Annotated in this window: 13 protein-coding genes and 1 tRNA gene; 7 read left to right on the top strand and 7 right to left on the bottom strand. The window is 50.9% G+C overall.

What is annotated here, in order from left to right:
- Nucleotides 1-97: 97 nt before the first annotated feature.
- The gene (locus tag H6F91_RS13355; protein ID WP_190772435.1) at nt 98-1,195 is read right to left on the bottom strand and encodes a calcium/sodium antiporter; all 1,098 of its coding nucleotides are present in this window, start codon (nt 1,193-1,195) and stop codon (nt 98-100) included.
- A gap of 319 nt (nt 1,196-1,514) precedes the next feature.
- Between H6F91_RS13355 and H6F91_RS13350 the strand changes: the two genes are divergently transcribed.
- A complete protein-coding gene (locus H6F91_RS13350) occupies nt 1,515-1,862 on the top strand; it encodes a hypothetical protein (protein WP_190772434.1) in 348 nt (115 codons plus the stop codon).
- A 243-nt stretch (nt 1,863-2,105) separates the two neighbouring features.
- Nucleotides 2,106-2,483, top strand: a complete 378-nt coding sequence (locus tag H6F91_RS13345) for a hypothetical protein (RefSeq protein ID WP_190772433.1) — start codon at nt 2,106-2,108, stop codon at nt 2,481-2,483.
- A 50-nt stretch (nt 2,484-2,533) separates the two neighbouring features.
- Here the strand turns inward: H6F91_RS13345 and H6F91_RS13340 are convergent, their stop codons facing one another.
- Together H6F91_RS13340 and pdxA are read right to left on the bottom strand one after the other, a co-directional pair.
- Nucleotides 2,534-2,755: a DUF4327 family protein gene (locus tag H6F91_RS13340; protein ID WP_190772432.1), complete on the bottom strand. Its 222-nt coding sequence runs from the start codon at nt 2,753-2,755 to the stop codon at nt 2,534-2,536.
- 191 nt (nt 2,756-2,946) lie between these two features.
- Nucleotides 2,947-4,062 carry a 4-hydroxythreonine-4-phosphate dehydrogenase PdxA gene (gene pdxA, locus H6F91_RS13335; RefSeq protein WP_190772431.1) on the bottom strand — a complete coding sequence of 372 codons (1,116 nt, stop codon included), beginning with the start codon at nt 4,060-4,062 and terminating at the stop codon, nt 2,947-2,949.
- A gap of 119 nt (nt 4,063-4,181) precedes the next feature.
- Between pdxA and H6F91_RS13330 the strand changes: the two genes are divergently transcribed.
- Nucleotides 4,182-4,283 (top strand): PetM family cytochrome b6-f complex subunit 7, encoded by a 102-nt coding sequence (locus H6F91_RS13330; protein ID WP_190772473.1) that lies wholly within the window; start codon nt 4,182-4,184, stop codon nt 4,281-4,283.
- 405 nt (nt 4,284-4,688) lie between these two features.
- Nucleotides 4,689-5,675, top strand: coding sequence for an SDR family oxidoreductase (locus H6F91_RS13325; protein ID WP_190772430.1), 987 nt, complete (start codon nt 4,689-4,691; stop codon nt 5,673-5,675).
- 191 nt (nt 5,676-5,866) lie between these two features.
- Here H6F91_RS13325 and H6F91_RS13320 read toward each other — a convergent pair whose 3' ends face one another.
- Together H6F91_RS13320 and H6F91_RS13315 are read right to left on the bottom strand one after the other, a co-directional pair.
- The gene (locus tag H6F91_RS13320; protein WP_190772429.1) at nt 5,867-6,115 is read right to left on the bottom strand and encodes a hypothetical protein; all 249 of its coding nucleotides are present in this window, start codon (nt 6,113-6,115) and stop codon (nt 5,867-5,869) included.
- 463 nt (nt 6,116-6,578) lie between these two features.
- Nucleotides 6,579-6,651 (bottom strand) — tRNA-His (locus tag H6F91_RS13315).
- 138 nt (nt 6,652-6,789) lie between these two features.
- Here H6F91_RS13315 and H6F91_RS13310 point away from each other — a divergent pair.
- The gene (locus H6F91_RS13310; protein WP_190772428.1) at nt 6,790-7,212 is read left to right on the top strand and encodes a DUF4359 domain-containing protein; all 423 of its coding nucleotides are present in this window, start codon (nt 6,790-6,792) and stop codon (nt 7,210-7,212) included.
- Nucleotides 7,213-7,529: 317 nt separating this feature from the next.
- Here the strand turns inward: H6F91_RS13310 and lnt are convergent, their stop codons facing one another.
- On the bottom strand, nt 7,530-9,137 hold the full coding sequence (lnt, locus tag H6F91_RS13305) for an apolipoprotein N-acyltransferase (RefSeq protein ID WP_190772427.1): 1,608 nt from the start codon (nt 9,135-9,137) through the stop codon (nt 7,530-7,532).
- A 300-nt stretch (nt 9,138-9,437) separates the two neighbouring features.
- On the opposite strand from lnt, the gene H6F91_RS13300 reads away from it, so the two are divergent.
- Nucleotides 9,438-10,604 carry a HAMP domain-containing sensor histidine kinase gene (locus tag H6F91_RS13300; RefSeq protein ID WP_206754938.1) on the top strand — a complete coding sequence of 389 codons (1,167 nt, stop codon included), beginning with the start codon at nt 9,438-9,440 and terminating at the stop codon, nt 10,602-10,604.
- A 774-nt stretch (nt 10,605-11,378) separates the two neighbouring features.
- Complete coding sequence (locus H6F91_RS13295) at nt 11,379-13,595, top strand: GAF domain-containing sensor histidine kinase (RefSeq protein ID WP_190772425.1); 2,217 nt, start codon at nt 11,379-11,381, stop codon at nt 13,593-13,595.
- 457 nt (nt 13,596-14,052) lie between these two features.
- Here the strand turns inward: H6F91_RS13295 and H6F91_RS13290 are convergent, their stop codons facing one another.
- Nucleotides 14,053-15,246, bottom strand: coding sequence for a glycosyltransferase family 2 protein (locus H6F91_RS13290; protein ID WP_190789379.1), 1,194 nt, complete (start codon nt 15,244-15,246; stop codon nt 14,053-14,055).
- Between the last annotated feature and the right edge of the window lie 480 nt (nt 15,247-15,726).

Here is a 15,726-nt window from a genome sequence, read left to right as displayed (position 1 = left end):
CGCAATCTGGTTAGGACAGTCTATTTTCGAAAAGCCGCGCTCCGTGTAGCTTTTCAAAAATAGACACCCTGGTTCTGAGCGCGTAGCACTCACGAGACTACCGATTCGCAGTTCGTTTACGCCAAAGGGAGTTGAGCGTCACCACCGCCAGCGTGATGAGTGTAATGGGAATGACAAAGCTCTGCATGACCTGACTGTAGCCGGGTAACTGTTCGTGTTCTGTAGATTTGAGAATTAGATAAACGGTATAGGCAACGTAATATGCCAGAAAAAGAATTCCTTCAAGCCGGGCAATGCGGTTGCCCGTGAAGAAAATGGGAAGACAGGCGAGCGCCACCGCAATCATGAAGGGAATATCAAAGTTAAGGGCTGCTGACGACACATTGATACCCGTACTCGAAGCAGCTGCACTCAAGCCCAACACTGCCAGGATATTGAAAATATTGCTACCCACCACATTACCGACTGCAATATCCTGCTCTCCCTTGATACTAGCCACAACAGAAGAGGCCAGTTCTGGCAGAGATGTTCCTGCGGCAACTAAGGTCAGGCCAATGACCAGCTCACTGAGACCAAAAGAGCGGGCGATCGCCACCGATGAGCTGGTTAGCCACTGCGACCCCACCACAAGCAATCCCAAACCCACGACAATCAGCAGAACATTGATGATCCAAGTTTTGCCGTTACTCGGTTGGGTACCTCCAAATTCCTGCTCATATTCTGCCTGCACATCCGCATTCTGCTCTTTACGGCTCTGATAAATCAGAAAGACTGTATAGGCGATAGCTCCCAAAAACAGGATGACACCTTCGAAGCGATTGACATTACCATCCAGACCAAATAACAGCAATAACACCGAAACGCCAATCATGATTGGCACGTCCAGGCGAATTAATTGCTGAGCCACAGGCAATGGCGAAATTAATGAGGCGATTCCCAAGATTGCCAGCACATTAAAGATATTGCTGCCCACCACGTTCCCGAGAGAAATATCAGCCTGCCCTGCCAGACTTGCCTGCACGCTGACTGTCATCTCCGGTGAACTGGTGCCATAAGCAACGATGGTCAGCCCAATCACCAGAGGAGAAAGACCTGCAACTAAAGCAATTTTCGATGCCCCGCGAACCAGTAGTTCTGCACCGACAACCAAGAGTACTAATCCACCCAGAAGCAATAAAACATTCGTTACAGTCATCGGTTTTTAGCTCTACTTTGCTACTACTCCTAAGCGGATATTGGGAAAAATCCTGGGAAGGTTGTTTTTCTTCTAATGGCACGGAAAAATCAACATTTCCAACATCAGTTAAGCAAACGTACTTTATACCAAATCCTGTTCGTCATGTTTCAAACATATGGATGGGGTGTGGTGAAAAGGGTACTTCGTGTCCCTTTCACCACACCCCATTTACGTCATGACGGATCATGCTGTAGCACGTTACGCCGCGCTACAACTCATCACAGTTATTCAGCCGGATTTGATATATAACAAGATAGTTATACAGGGAGTACATTCGGTGAGCGCATCCCAATTTCGACTAAATCTGGTGGAAGGCTCAGTGGCATTCAGCTTTTCACCTGAAGCCGCGAGAGACCTGCAGGGTTCCCTTCAGGAACTGATGACACGCCTAAAAACTGTCGCATCACCAGGCACCCCATCCAGCAGGCCCGCTCCACAGGCTCCCCTGGAATATCGCCACACAGGAGATGTCTTTTTAGAAATTTTCTGTAATCCCAATATTTGGCCCACACCCTTTGCCGCTAAGGTCCTGGTCACAGTGCGTGACGATCGCATTCGTTTAACAACCGAAGCAGAGCTAACCCGCTTAGTAGAAGACCTTAACCTCTACCTAGAAAACTTCTAATCACGCTCTTACAGGATGGCTGGGCATTCAACCGAGCATCTTGTATACTTTTCGCCACCTTGGTTAGGACATGAGAAGAGAGTGAGGGCTTCGCCCTCACTCTCTTCTCATGTCCTAACCAAGGTGGCGATTGCTCCAAGAACAAAAGCGACTCTGCCAGCCTCGATCATCCTCCAGCAGTGGAAGATCGAGGTTCAGATCTGATAAGCTCTGGCTGACATCGTTCAACCAAGGCCTATGGACATGAACCCCGACGCTATTTTTCAGACGGTTCAGAAGGGATTCCGGGTCTCCATTGGAGCTGCTGGAACATTGATTGAGAGTTTACAGAACCCCAGCGTAGGCGAAGATGCCTTAAACAAGCTCCGCACCAACCCAACGGAATTAGCAGATGAGCTGGCAAGCCGAGGCGAAGTAACCGAGCGTGAAGCCCGCACCTTTGTAGATAGCCTGATCAATCAGGCCCGCACCTCAGGCTCAGCAACAGGAGGGGAATACACCGCTCCCACCGCGGGCCCTTCTGCCCCTGCAGATGTTGAGGCAGACTTGCAAGACCTCATTACGCAAATCACCGCCTTGCGTAACGAGCTCGCAGACCTGAGGTCATCTGATAACCCTTAGAAACCAGGGTTCGAATGAAGCGAGGGTATCCCTCGCTTCATTCGAACAACTTAGTCATTTTCCCAATCTTCTCGCCCCAGCAAATCGCCAATGCGATCGCGCAACAGGAAGTCGCAACGCTCAAGCTCACATTCCACATGAGCCCACTCCCGAGCGGGAATGTATTTGCAGAGGACATAAATAGGTTGTTGGCGGCTTACAATGCCCTGGTGTACCAGGTGGCGCGCCTCGTCTTGTAAGAGTTCCATAGAATACTGGATAGATTTCAGCATGATGACCCTCTGCTAACGCAATGAATGGGTGTAAAAAATTGAAATACTTCGTAACAAGACTCAATTAAATCTTACAAATTGTTTACCGTTTGTGGAGATTTGGTATTTCCCTATACGGATCACTGTCCATTGTCACGCCAAGTACCGAGTTTTGCCATTACGTTCTGTTAAAATGTCAGGAAAAACTGACATTAGTGTGGTTTTGCTTGTACTCCCTGAGACAGATATTTTTGACAACGAGCCTGGACAAGCTCTGCTGCCAGATGGATAGATGCTTTTAGGCTGCTTGGGTCAGCAATTCCTCGACCTGCAATATCAAATGCCGTTCCATGGTCTGGGGAGGTGCGGATGAACGGTAGCCCGATGGTGGTATTGACAGCACGGTCAAATGCCATTAATTTCACCGGGATCAAACCCTGGTCGTGATATAACGCCAGATAAGCATCATGAGTCTGGACATCTCCATGCCCAAACCAGGCTTGACCGGGTTTTACCCAAAGGGTATCGGGAGGAATGGGACCATCGAGTTGAATCTGGGGATAGCGATCGCTCATTTCCCGTATCCAGGGAATAAGCCACTTCTGTTCCTCATGGCCCAGTTGCCCCTCCTCGCCGCTGTGGGGATTGAGGCCGGCTACAGCAATGCGAGGCGTCGGTAATCCAAAGTCTAATTGCAGTGTTTGCACCAGCAAATCCAGCTTTCGGGTCAGCCCATCCGGGTGAAGTGCCTCAGGGACCTGGCGCAGGGGAATATGAGTTGTAGCAAGTAGGGCTCGCAATGTCCAGCCGGTATGGGGCGATCGCCCTACAAACATCATGCCGAAGCGTTCTACCCCTGCTTTTTCAGCCAGTAGCTCAGTTTGGCCAGGATAATGGTGACCCGCTGCTTTCCAGGCTGATTTGGCAATAGGGGCAGTAACGATGCCTTGAAAGTGACCCTGCAAAGTGTTGGCGATCGCAACCTCCAGGGCCCGAAAGCTCGCTTCTCCACTGGCAGCATTCCCTCGGCCAACTTCAACATCTTGAATTAATGCAGATTCTAGAGAGACATCTAGATAATTCAATTCACAGGGATCTGCGACAGCATCCGCAGGTAAGATATCTCGAAGCTGTTCATAAGTGTGTTGCAGAAGACCCGCATTACCCACCAGCGTTAAGTCAAAGTTTTGACGAAAGATTGGATCAGCCAGGGCTTTGAGCACAACTTCAGGGCCAATCCCAGCGGGGTCTCCAGTGGCGATCGCCAGTTTGGGCCGCCCATTGTTGAACGGATTTGCTACAAACCCCGGATGTATCAAAGAATCCATAACCGAACTGCCGTAAAATCTAAAGGATATTGGAATCTGGCGATCGCTTCCAACTTGGAAACAACGTTGCTATTCCTCATTTTGCAAAACTGCTCAACAAACGGGAGACACGAAAAACCATGGGTGAAATGGGTACTGCCGCAATTCTGCCCCCACTGCTGATCATGATTGGGCTGGGAGTTGGCTTCCTGCTGCTCAAGTTGCAGGGTGGCGAAGAGTAGATCTGAATCAGATCAGTTGAATTTGCGTAGGGAGGGCAGACAGATCGACGAGGCGTCGAGGTTTGCCCTCTTTAATCTTTATTAGAAAAAGGGACAAGTGTGTCACGTCGCCCCTTCTTGAGAAAAGTAAGTTTTATAAGCTGTCCTCCCGGCACCGTCTTTTCAGCTAGTGAAGCAGAGGAAGCCCTCGAGGAACAAAATGCCCTCCTAAGCAATGACTACAGCTTAAATGGCAGAGCCAGCCTCAAGTGTGGGCAAAATAACGAGGAAATATAACAAAAACACATCAGTCCGTGAATGGCAGGGATTTTGGGTAAAGTTTAGATATTGATAGCGGTTGCCCCCATTTCTGAGAGAATGTAGGGTATATCTTATAAAAAGTTAACGATTGAAGACGAATCCTGGATGACTTTACTCATTGTGGGGGCAACCGGCACCCTGGGCCGACAGATTGCAAAGCGCGCACTAGATGAGGGCCATACGGTTCGATGCTTAGTGCGAAGCCTTCGTAGAGCTAGCTTCCTGAAAGAATGGGGAGCCGAACTCATTCCAGGGGATCTGTGTGAGCCTGAATCGCTAGCGAACGCTTTGCAAGGGGTTACCGCAGTCATCGATGCTGCCACCACACGTCCGACGGATTCTCACAGCATTAAAGAAGTAGACTGGGACGGCAAAGTTACCCTGATTCAGGCCGCCAAACTGGCTGGGGTAGAGCGCTATATCTTCTTCTCTATCCTGAATTCTGACCAATATGCCCATGTTCCCCTAATGCAGATCAAGCGCTGCACAGAGCTATTCTTAGCCGAGTCAGGGTTAAACTACACCGTGCTACAAACCGCTGGTTTCTTGCAGGGGTTGATCGGGCAGTACGCTATTCCCGTATTGGAGCGGCAAGCAGTCTGGGTCATGGGAGATACCTCACCCATTGCCTATATGGATACTCAAGATCTAGCGAAGTTTGCTGTACAGGCACTATCTGTACCCGAAACGGTCAATCGCACCTTTCCGGTCGTGGGCACTCGGGCTTGGGGCGCTTACGAGATTATTCGTCTCTGTGAACGGTTATCGGGCCAGGAAGCTAGAATTTGGCGGATGCCCCGAGGTTTGTTGCGTGGAGTTGAATCGACGGCTCGCTTCTTCCAATGGGGTTGGAACTTGGCCGACCGGCTGGCCTTTACGGATGTGATTGCGTCGGGCAAACCTCTAACGGCTTCAATGGAGGAAACCTATCGGGTATTCGGCATTAACCCTGCCGAGTTGACAACCCTGGAGTCATATCTTCAAGAATATTTCAGCCGCATCATGAAGAAGATGAAAGAGGTGGAGTCGGAGCGGCAGAAGGCTAAGGAAAAAGCGATCGCCAAACGCAAAAAACAATCTATTTTCAAATAACAAAAACAGAAGCTGCATACATCTAGCGGATGCAGCTTCTGTCTAAATAGATCAAAAACCTGTGCGCTAAGAGCTGTCTATAAACATTTCCGATCTAGCGAGATGGATGTAGGACGAAGTCCTACATCCATCTCGCTAGATCGGAAAATGCTGCATTGAGGCAGAACAGTTCTCAACGCATAGGTTCTTGTTTAATGGGATGCGCTCTGGCTTGACGGCGATTGTAGGCAAGCAAAATGAGCTAGTTCGCAGACATCGGTCTGAGCAGCGGTTGTTGGCAGGAGTAGGGTCGTTCCATGAAGTTGCTCCAGAGCCGTCAGCGCCTCCATTAACCCTGCATAGGCGTGATTCAGGTAGGGCCGGGTTTGCGGTGTGTCACTTCCAGTGGTGACGACACGACCCAGAATGGCCCGAAGTTGGCGAATGTCTTCTTCAAGCATGGTGATTGCTGAATGCTCCTAGCTGATCTATTTTAATCTTCAGCAGATCGGGCCATTTTTCTGTCAGTCAAATTACGGGAGGAAAACACAGCAGTTTGAATACTCACCGTAATTTTTCATAGTCTTTATTAACCTGAGTTCGGGTTAAGGGCGTTTTCGAGTGCCACGCGTTGTGCGGCACTCGAAAACGCTCATTTTGGTGTGCGCAAAGCGCACGCCAAAATGAGCACTGCAGCTTAACCCGAACTGAGGTTTATTAATCTGAGTTCGGGTTAACGGCTTTGCGAGGGGCATGCTTTGCGCGCCCTTCGAAAACGCCCTTTTTGACATGCACCCTGCACACACAAAGGGCACTTTGGTTTATCCCAAATTGAAGTTTATTAGAAGCCAAGCCTTATTTTTGGTTTCCAAAGCAAAACTCCCTGAGCTAGAAAGCTACAGGGAGTTTTTTAGAAGTTGGAAGGGCGAACGAAGGGACTCGAACCCTCGAATGGCGGAACCACAATCCACTGCCTTAACCACTTGGCTACGCTCGCCGCGTATAAACTCATTATAGCATTGGTGGCACTTTTTGATCTATCACAGCCCCCTTCTTGGAAAATTTTGCTGGCCTGCTACGCTGAGGAAAGTTTGGGGTTCTTGAATTCCACCAGAGGTGGGGGGTAATAGGCAACATGAAAGGTTGGAAAGTCGGAGTTTTTGGGGGGGCGATCGCCCTGGGTGTTGTGGGGGCCATCCTGGTGGCAACCAATCCTCAGCAGTCACGCTACAACGAGTACGCTACGGCAAAGCTCGTGACTTACCTCAACGACAGCTTCTGCGCTGATCTCCCTAACCTGTTTGGCAATGACCTCCAGGAGCAATGCGTTGAACTAGTCGCCGAAAACCACTCCGAATTGCAAGAGATCGTGGCCGAGAATACCCAACGGCAGAACTTTGGTGTTGTCAGCCTGTATCGCACCCAATTAAGAACTGAGGAACTGCTTCCCGAAGATGTAAAATCCTTCGTACCCGCCAGTATGCTACCCACTTATGAAGTCGAATCAATTGGAGGCTTGCAGCAATTCTGGACGTACCGAGCCGAGCAACAACGGTAGGGTTTAGAAGATTTCTGCATCAGAATAGGACTTATGCAAGCCCGCTATATGCAGTGCGTCTGTGTTGTGGGTGGGGTGCAAAGCACCCCACCCACAACACAGACGCGTAAGTCCTGAAGAACTCATCAAGTGATGTGGATCGGGTGTGGTGAAGGGACATTCCTGCCCTTTTCATCACACCCCATTCACTCGTCTAGAACATTACCTGTAAGGAGATTTCCAGATAAGAACTTCCCCCTTATTTGGAAAAAAGGCGCGGCTTCGCCGCGCCTTTTTTCCAAATAAGGGGATATTGTTTCTCAGAAATCTCCTAAGTTTTACCGTTTTACTCGAAGCCACCCGATCAGAGCGACCCCAAGCAGGAATGGCGTCAACCAATTCCCCCATTGCACATAAAGGGTGCGAGTTTGCTGTTTATAAATTGTGGCAAGATGCGCCTCATAGGTCCGAAAGCCTGATTTCCAGAGGGTTCTACCGTGGGGGGTGACGACGCCAGAGAAGCCCGTGTTCGTGGCACGCAAAGTATAACGGCTGGTTTCGATCGCCCGCATCACGTCCTGAGCATGGTGCTGGTTCATCATGGCGGACCCATAGGGGTCATTGTTGGAGGCCGTAAGGATAAATTCGCCGCCTGTCGCCGCCTGGTTGCGAAAAATTTGCGGGAAAGCGGAGTCGTAACAGATAGCGGCGATCGCCCGGCCCACTGGGCTATCCACCACTTGATGTAACGACCCCGGCCGCATGGAGTCAGCTAAGGTGGAGAGCCGCTGAATCACTTCTCCCAGTAACGACTCAAACGGGATGTATTCTCCTAGCGGCACCAGTTTCACCTTGTTGTAGCGGCTGTAGACTTCCCCATCGCCGCTTATGGTGAAAAGGGTCTGCCTATAGTGACCGTCCTCCAGCCCAAAGGAGCCGACCCAGGCGGGAATCCCTCGACTAACAATGGTTTGGTAGAAGGCATTTTGCTGACGTTTCGGCGTATCTACCCACGCCCAGGGAAAGCTTCCTTCCGGCGTCAGCACTGCATCCGCACCCTGATCGACCAGAGCCTCGTAGCCATCGATATAGGCATCAAAGGAACGTTGGACACCGTCTTCAAAGAGTTTGACCCGAGTGGGAATATTGCCCTGGATGATGCCAATTTTTAGTTCCGATTCGGGAGCCTGAGGCACCGGTTGTAGAAATAATGCCAGCCCTACTAAATGAGATACCAGCAAAATGCCCAAACCCAGATTGACTAAAGGCTTCCGGACCCCAGCTTGGGGGTGTAACCAGGCCTCTGCCACTAAACCATTGATAGCAACCAGGCAAGCTGAAACGGCTGTTGGCCCGGAGAGCTGCCCCAGATGCAAAATCCATAGATCATGGGGGCTTTGGGTAATAGCAAGGGTCGTCCAGTCAAGGGGAGTGTAACTCCAGAGAACCTCTAGTGCACACCAGAGAGCGATCGCCCCTAACCATCGGTTCAAAATGCAGCCCAGGGATTCTGTTCCCGTTGCGTGCCAGCCCCAGAGCAATGCCACCAGTAGCCCCCAGCACGTTACCCGTACCACCCCCCAAAATACGATCGCAGTCCAGGCAAACGCTGTCACGCCCAGGCTCACGGAGTTAGTCAGTCCCATCCAGGTGAGCGGGTGCAGGTCGACAATCCAGGAAATTGCCAATCCGTTGTAGCCCACACCCCAGGCAGCACAGAGTGGAATGACGGCCCAAATTCGGCGGGGCGTACGACGTAGAAGTGCCCAGAGAGGGGCCAGGGCTACCCAACCTAAGACCCAGAAGCCAGCAGGTGCTAAGGTTAGCGCCATCAGGAGACCACTCAGGAAGGCGATCGCCATGCTGGGAATCTCACGAATCCGTTGCGTTATTTCCTGGGGATGGGAATTGGTTGCTGAAGAATACGGCACTGGGCGATCGACCATAAGAGCAATAAAGATTCAGTTGAAGGACAGCGATCAAGCGATTTAATGGCTGTAAAACAGGGCAGTCTAAGTAGGGTACTTAAAACGTTGGCTTTTCGTACTGACCACGAGAAATTGATGCTTAGCGGGACGGATAAAACGCCCTCTAAATGGTAAATCGAGCCAGAGTGCGCTGGGGGTTGACATACCCGTCTGGAAATACGGGTTAGCCAGGTCCCTTCGCCTTAGCAAGATTTCATTCCGTACTCACTTTGACATGCGAGCGTTATAGAGCACATCCTCTAAAGGAGTTTTGTCTGGATGAGGGAATTTGAGTCGGATTCTGAATTGAACCCGATGACTGTGTCTGAGCTGGACTGGCTGTTGGATGGTATTGAAACGGCAGTAGGCCGCTTTGACGCCAACGGTCATCTGGTGCAGCGCAACGCAGCCTTCTCTCATATGTGGCCCTGGCTTGATGAGCTTAGGATTGATTTGCTCTATTCAAGCCTGTTAGCAGAGCTGGCAATACGACACCCAGAGGCCAAAACCGAATGGCAGTACATCCAAACGTGGATGAACAACCCTCAGGCAACGGTATCGCTCCAACTCACCCTAACAGATAAAACCTTGCAGGAATGGCGGATGCGCCCTGCTACCACCGGGGGGTTTTGGTGCCTTATTCAACCACTACCCAGCAAAAAAGAACCCGAAGAACTCGAAGATTGGGGATCTCTACCACACACATACGACTTGCAAGCTCGGGCTGCCCAGGAAGTGGTTAAAACGTTGAACCATGCCCGCGAGTTAAGTGCCCTGAAGTCACGCATCATCACGATGCTCTCCCATGAGCTTCGTACGCCGTTAACCCAGATCCAATCGGCGGTAGAACTGCTGCGCTACCTGGAGTTGGAAGGCTCAGAGAAAGAAGAAATCTTTGAGCAGGTTTATCAAGGTATCCGTACCATCACAAACCGTATGGATGACGTATTGCAGGTGCGCCGCCAGCAGGATGAACCAGCGATGCACCCGCAAAAAGCCTCCGTTGATATTGTTGCTCTCTGTCAGAAGGCCTTAGGGACTATCAGCCGGGAAAGCGATCGCCCCATTCAGTTCAAATCCCATCTCGCTATTCAAGAACAGCACATGCTCCTGGACAGCGAAATGATGCAGCAAATTTTGCACCATCTCCTCTCAAATGCAATTAAATACTCGACGGCTGATTCTCCCATTTGGGTCGAGGTGGAGCGGGAGGGCGATCGCCTGATTCTGCACGTTCGCGATCAGGGTATCGGCATCTTGGCTGAAGATTCCCCTCGCCTCTTCGATTTCTTTTACCGGGGCGGAAATATTGGAAACATCCCTGGCACTGGATTGGGGTTATCCATCCTGCGCTATTACTTACACTTGCTTACCGGGGATGTGACATTCGAAAGTCAACCTGGGAAAGGAAGCTGTTTCACCATTAGCTTGCCAATTTTGCCCTAAAACTCAATTTCTTCTACAGCGTTTTTCAAGCGCTTAAAACCTGGTTGTTTTTGTGAGAGCCGTGCTCCGCACAGCTCTCACAAAAACAACCGTGGCTGATTCAAGCGCAAAGGGCTGTAATACCGTTTTTATATCAGGCTACATTTGAGCCTATATGGATTGAACAGTGTATTGCGTACACAATGCACCATCCAATTTAGATACAACATCTTCATTTCCTAATACAAAACCTATATAAATCTCTGCTGGACAGGGTGGTATGTTACGTATGGTGGGAGAGACTTACCACACATACTGTCAATACTCAGGATCTAATAGAACGCTCACCCATGTTTTGCAAATGGCGAGAGAGCGTACGGATCTCCTCTTCATGCTCGTTCGTCACAGCATTTGGGATCCCTTCTATACAACCGTAGAGAAGCGTACTAAAGACACAAGTGGAATTGGGCTCGATGTATGTCCACCTCATTGAGTTACATCCAAATTTACTCGAATCTGCTTTAGAGGCTATTTTTGCGTACACTTTGCGCACGCAAAAATGACCCTCTCAGCGAGTTTTAGAGCACGTCCTGGAGTTTGTTTGGATGCAAGCGTTTAAAGGTCGACACGTCTGACTGACCTCTAAACGCCGACCTTTGCGTATGCGATATGTACGCAAGTACAGGTTATTTGTTACCCGGAGCATTATTGTGGAGTGGGTCAGTCACCATACTCAACAATAGTGTGCAAGCCCTGTTGTACTGGCGTTGAAATTGTTGGGGATACAAGAAAACAATGAAGCGAGGACCCTCTCAAGTCCGTCTGCGAGTGTTGGCTCTGGTGCTGTATGGCCTGGTTTTAGGAAATGCCATGCTATCTGGGTTAGTTCCGAGAGGGGCGATCGCGCTCATACTGCTGCTAGAGCTGGGGTTTCAGCCATGGGTTCGACGTTGGATACAGGAAATCTTGAAACTGGTTGAGGCAGTAACTCACGGCAATTTCGATATTCGGTTAAAAGAATGCTCTGGATTGCAAGAACTGGAATCTCTGAATGAAGCCGTCAACCAGATGCTATCGGCTATTGTGGCGCATCAAGAGCAGGCGTGTCAGCCGGCCTTCATCCTGCCAGCCGAGCAGTCACAACACATCCAGAATTTGCAGCAGCACCGACAAGCAGCCTTCGAAATGGCTCTACAGAAGCAAATTGCACGGGAAACGCTGATCCATAAAGTAAGCCAACGAATTCGCCGCAGTCTTAACTTACCCGTTATTCTACAAACCACTGTTGAGGAAGTGCAGCAGTTCCTTGATGCAGATCGTGTGCTGATTTTGCAGTATGAGTCTCCGTGCCGCAGCCGGGTGCTGGTGGAACAGGTGCGGGAGGGTTACTCCAGCTTGAGTGATACGCTCCTGTATGCCCCCTTGTTGAGTTTAAGCACAGCATCTTCGGGGGCTGTGCAAGCGATCGCCGATCTAGAGCAGGCAGACTTGCCCGAGAACCATGTGCTGCTACTACTGCAATTTGAGATTAAGGCTTATGTAACCGTACCTATCTGGCTGGGCGATCATCCCTGGGGTTTGGTGATGGCGCATCAGTGTCGCCAAGCTCGCCAGTGGCAAGCCTGGGAAATTGAATTTTTGCAAGAGCTTTCTACGTCAGTAGCGATCGCCATCCATCAGGCCAACCTGTATGACCAGGTGCAACAACTCAACTCGGAGCTGGCCCAACAGGTACAAGCCCACACGGCCCAACTTCAAGAAGCATTAGACTTTGAAGCTTTACTGAAGCGTATTACAGATCGAGTCCGAGATAGCTTGGACGAATCCCAGATCTTGCAAAGCGTAGTACAGGAGCTGGCTCAGGGACTAGGGGTCGGCTCATGCCTGACCGCTACCTATGATCTGGCAACCCATACAGTTATTCCTCAATACGAGTACACGACTTTCTTTTCTTCTATCAGCCATCGGGTCATGCCGTTGGCTCAAAGCAGCTCTCCCTATCAGCAATTATTGTGCGAGCAGTATCTGCACTACTGCGAATACCACCCCATCTGGGGGCGCATTTCGCTGCTGGTCTGCCCCATCCTGGACGACCAGGGGGTGCTTGGGGAATTGAGGTTGGCTACGTTTGCCAATCGCACCTTTGATGAGTTGCAGATTCGAGTCGCACAGCAGGTTGCCAACCAGTGTGCGATCGCCATCCGGCAGGCCCGGCTCTACCAGTCGGCCCAGCGCCAGGTGCAGGAGTTGGAACGTCTGAATCAGTTGAAGGATGATTTTCTTAGCACGGTATCCCACGAGTTGCGCACGCCCATGGCGAATATTCGTATGGCGATGCAAATGATGGACCTGCTGCTCAAGCAAGCCGAGCTTCCCGAGCATATTAGCCTGGCGCTGCAACAGTATCTGGGAGTACTGGAGATGGAAGGCGATCGCGAGATGGCCTTGATTAATGACCTGCTGGAATTTTCGTGCCTGGACGCGAAGACAGAACCTATCTTGCCTACATGCATTGAACTTAAAACCTGGCTTTCCCATCTGTCTGAAGCGTTTACAGCCCGTCTTCAAGCACAAAACCAAACTCTGACAATTCAGGTGGCCGATTCGGTCGGCACGGTGGCCATTGATCTATCCCATCTGGAACATATCTTGATGGAACTATTCAATAATGCCTGCAAGTACACACCACCAGGAGAGGGAATTGCGATCGCAGCTCACGCCGATACTTCAACCCTTCATATCAGCGTAATAAACGCGGGGGTAGAAATTCAGACAACCGAGTTCGAGCGCGTTTTTGAGAAGTTTTACCGCATTCCCAACGGCGACCCCTGGAAGCACGGGGGAACAGGCCTGGGGCTAGCTCTAGTCAAGAAACGTGTCACTTATTTAGGCGGGGCGATTGAGGTTACCTCAACTCATGAACGCACGATTTTTACCATCCATCTTCCCCTTAACCCAGCAGCCTGCTGCAACACATTTTTTCCTATCACTCAAGATGTGCCATCTCTCTAGCGCTCCGCGCGACTTTTCAACACCTCAATTCGGGATAAACTGAATCGCTTATTTTGCGTGCGCGACGCACACAAAATAGGGTCTTTTCGAGGGACGCACTGCGCTCCTCGAAAAGACCCTTAATCCACCTCAGTTCGGGATAGGCTGAAGTGCTCATTTTGGCGTATGCTTCGCGCACGCCAAAATGAGCGTTTTCAAGTGCCGCGCGTTGCGCGGCACTTGAAAACGCCCTTAACCCGAACTCAGGTTAATCCGAACTGAGGTTTCAAAATCCCGTCCTAATAGATTGTGTGAGGCTATCTAGCCTCACACAAAAAGAAATAACGTTGCTATTTAACGTCAGTTCGGGATAAGCCGAACCGCCCATTATTGCGTGCGCGACGCGCACGCAATAATGGGCTTTTTCGAGTGCCGCGCGAAGCGCGGCACTCGAAAAAGCCCTTAACCCGAACTGAGGTTATTTACTAACCGCATCCCGTTCAGTGCGGACCCAACGGGTTTGACGCTTGAGCAGAAAGGCCATGTAGAGGGGCACTTTCCACAGCAGATAAAGGGGAATGCTGAGAAGAGTGGAACCGGGAATGGATTTGCGGGCGAATACCCACCAGGACACAACAATCGTTGCCGTCATAATGACACCGCTGAGGCCGAGGGCGATCGCTGGTCCCACCGAAGCTCCTAAAAGGGTAGCCGCAACCAACACCACCATTGCGCCAATCCATGCCATGACCAGCAGCGAGAGGGGGGGCACTAGCATATCCAATGCCAGAGCGATGAGGTCAAAGCGCATCTGGCGTAGACCTTCTGCGGTGAGGCGGGGCACCTGAGTGAGGAGAGTTTGCAAATGACCATGTTCCCAGCGAGTGCGCTGGCTTCGGGCAGCGGTATCCTGTTGCGGCAGGATACCAGTTACGCGGGCACTGCGGCAGAGGAGGGGAGCATGCCCAGCGATCGCCAGATCTAGACCCAATTGCATGTCTTCCACAATGTTGCCACTAGCCAGGGGAGAGTTTGCAATGCGTTCCCAGGGGAAAGCCATACCCGTTCCCGTCAGCAAACAGGGGAGCCCCAGCCCATCCATACCACGCGGCCGTACCAAATTCTTCACTGTAAAAGCCAGAGCAGAGATGGCACTACTGGGCTTGAACTCGGGTGGAAGTTCCATCAAATAAATAGCCTGAACGGGACGGCCCGTTTTTTGAGCCATCCGAGAAATCTGCTCAATGGCATCACCCTCAACCCGACAGTCGGCATCAACGATAACGACGACGTCTGGGGGTTGGGGCATCAGGTGTTGCATTCCAAAATCCAGGGCATAACCTTTCCCTCGGTTTTGGGCGTCGAAGCGCTCGATAACAGTGGCCCCCGCTTGGCGGGCGATCGCGGCTGTATTATCAGTGCAATTATCCGCCACCACCACCAACCGATCCTCGGATTTCAGGTGGGGCAGCAGGGTTTTTAGGGTGGTGTCGATTACGGCGGCTTCGTCGTGGGCAGGCATTAACACGGCAATGGAGGGAGCCGCTCCAGAGAGCTGATTACGACGGGGATTGGGTAACAGTGCGGCCAGACACTCCACCACAAATATGCCAATGGGGATGATCAGCAGGAGGGCGATCGCCATCAGCAAACCGTTGACCAGTGAAATCATCAGGCAGGCTCCAAGGGGTAAACGAGTGTCATCAATAGATCAGGGGTTATCTACAGCGTAGAAAATACCTAACCTGGTGCAGGTAAAGCTTTGAAGAAGCCCCATAAAATTTTGTGGGCATCTTTTAGGAGAATGCCCAAAATGGTCGTGGGAATACCCGGTCGTGTTTCAAATCTGAGAGGGCACTTAGAGCCTCTCTGCCAACACCCTATCCACACATCTGTAGAAATAGTTCAAGTGCGTTGAGTAAGTACGGTGGTATAGGGCGCTTCGTGTCCCATACCACCGTACTTAACGTCAGTTCGGGATAAGCCGAACCGCCCATTATTGCGTGCGCGACGCGCACGCAATAATGGGCTTTTTCGAGCAGCAATTCTCATTATGAGCTTCAAAGCCGAGAGTTCGCGCCCGACGGGCGCGAACTCTCGGCTTTGAAGCCTGAAAATAGCCCGCCTTCGGCGGGCTATTTTCAGGCTTCAA

It is taken from the genome of Leptolyngbya sp. FACHB-8, from assembly GCF_014695575.1.
In the GTDB taxonomy this organism is placed as follows: domain Bacteria; phylum Cyanobacteriota; class Cyanobacteriia; order Elainellales; family Elainellaceae; genus Vacuolonema.
Note: the sequence above shows the minus strand (reverse complement) of the source record. Positions and strands in the feature narration are given on the sequence as shown.

What these genes read in the sequence shown, in the direction of transcription:
- H6F91_RS13355 (WP_190772435.1), bottom strand. Translation starts at nt 1,195, where the DNA reads ATGACTGTAACGAATGTTTTATTGCTTCTGGGTGGATTAGTACTCTTG.
- H6F91_RS13345 (WP_190772433.1), top strand. Translation starts at nt 2,106, where the DNA reads ATGAACCCCGACGCTATTTTTCAGACGGTTCAGAAGGGATTCCGGGTC.
- H6F91_RS13340 (WP_190772432.1), bottom strand. Translation starts at nt 2,755, where the DNA reads ATGCTGAAATCTATCCAGTATTCTATGGAACTCTTACAAGACGAGGCG.
- pdxA (WP_190772431.1), bottom strand. Translation starts at nt 4,062, where the DNA reads ATGGATTCTTTGATACATCCGGGGTTTGTAGCAAATCCGTTCAACAAT.
- H6F91_RS13330 (WP_190772473.1), top strand. Translation starts at nt 4,182, where the DNA reads ATGGGTGAAATGGGTACTGCCGCAATTCTGCCCCCACTGCTGATCATG.
- H6F91_RS13325 (WP_190772430.1), top strand. Translation starts at nt 4,689, where the DNA reads ATGACTTTACTCATTGTGGGGGCAACCGGCACCCTGGGCCGACAGATT.
- H6F91_RS13320 (WP_190772429.1), bottom strand. Translation starts at nt 6,115, where the DNA reads ATGCTTGAAGAAGACATTCGCCAACTTCGGGCCATTCTGGGTCGTGTC.
- H6F91_RS13310 (WP_190772428.1), top strand. Translation starts at nt 6,790, where the DNA reads ATGAAAGGTTGGAAAGTCGGAGTTTTTGGGGGGGCGATCGCCCTGGGT.
- lnt (WP_190772427.1), bottom strand. Translation starts at nt 9,137, where the DNA reads ATGGTCGATCGCCCAGTGCCGTATTCTTCAGCAACCAATTCCCATCCC.
- H6F91_RS13300 (WP_206754938.1), top strand. Translation starts at nt 9,438, where the DNA reads ATGAGGGAATTTGAGTCGGATTCTGAATTGAACCCGATGACTGTGTCT.
- H6F91_RS13295 (WP_190772425.1), top strand. Translation starts at nt 11,379, where the DNA reads ATGAAGCGAGGACCCTCTCAAGTCCGTCTGCGAGTGTTGGCTCTGGTG.
- H6F91_RS13290 (WP_190789379.1), bottom strand. Translation starts at nt 15,246, where the DNA reads ATGATTTCACTGGTCAACGGTTTGCTGATGGCGATCGCCCTCCTGCTG.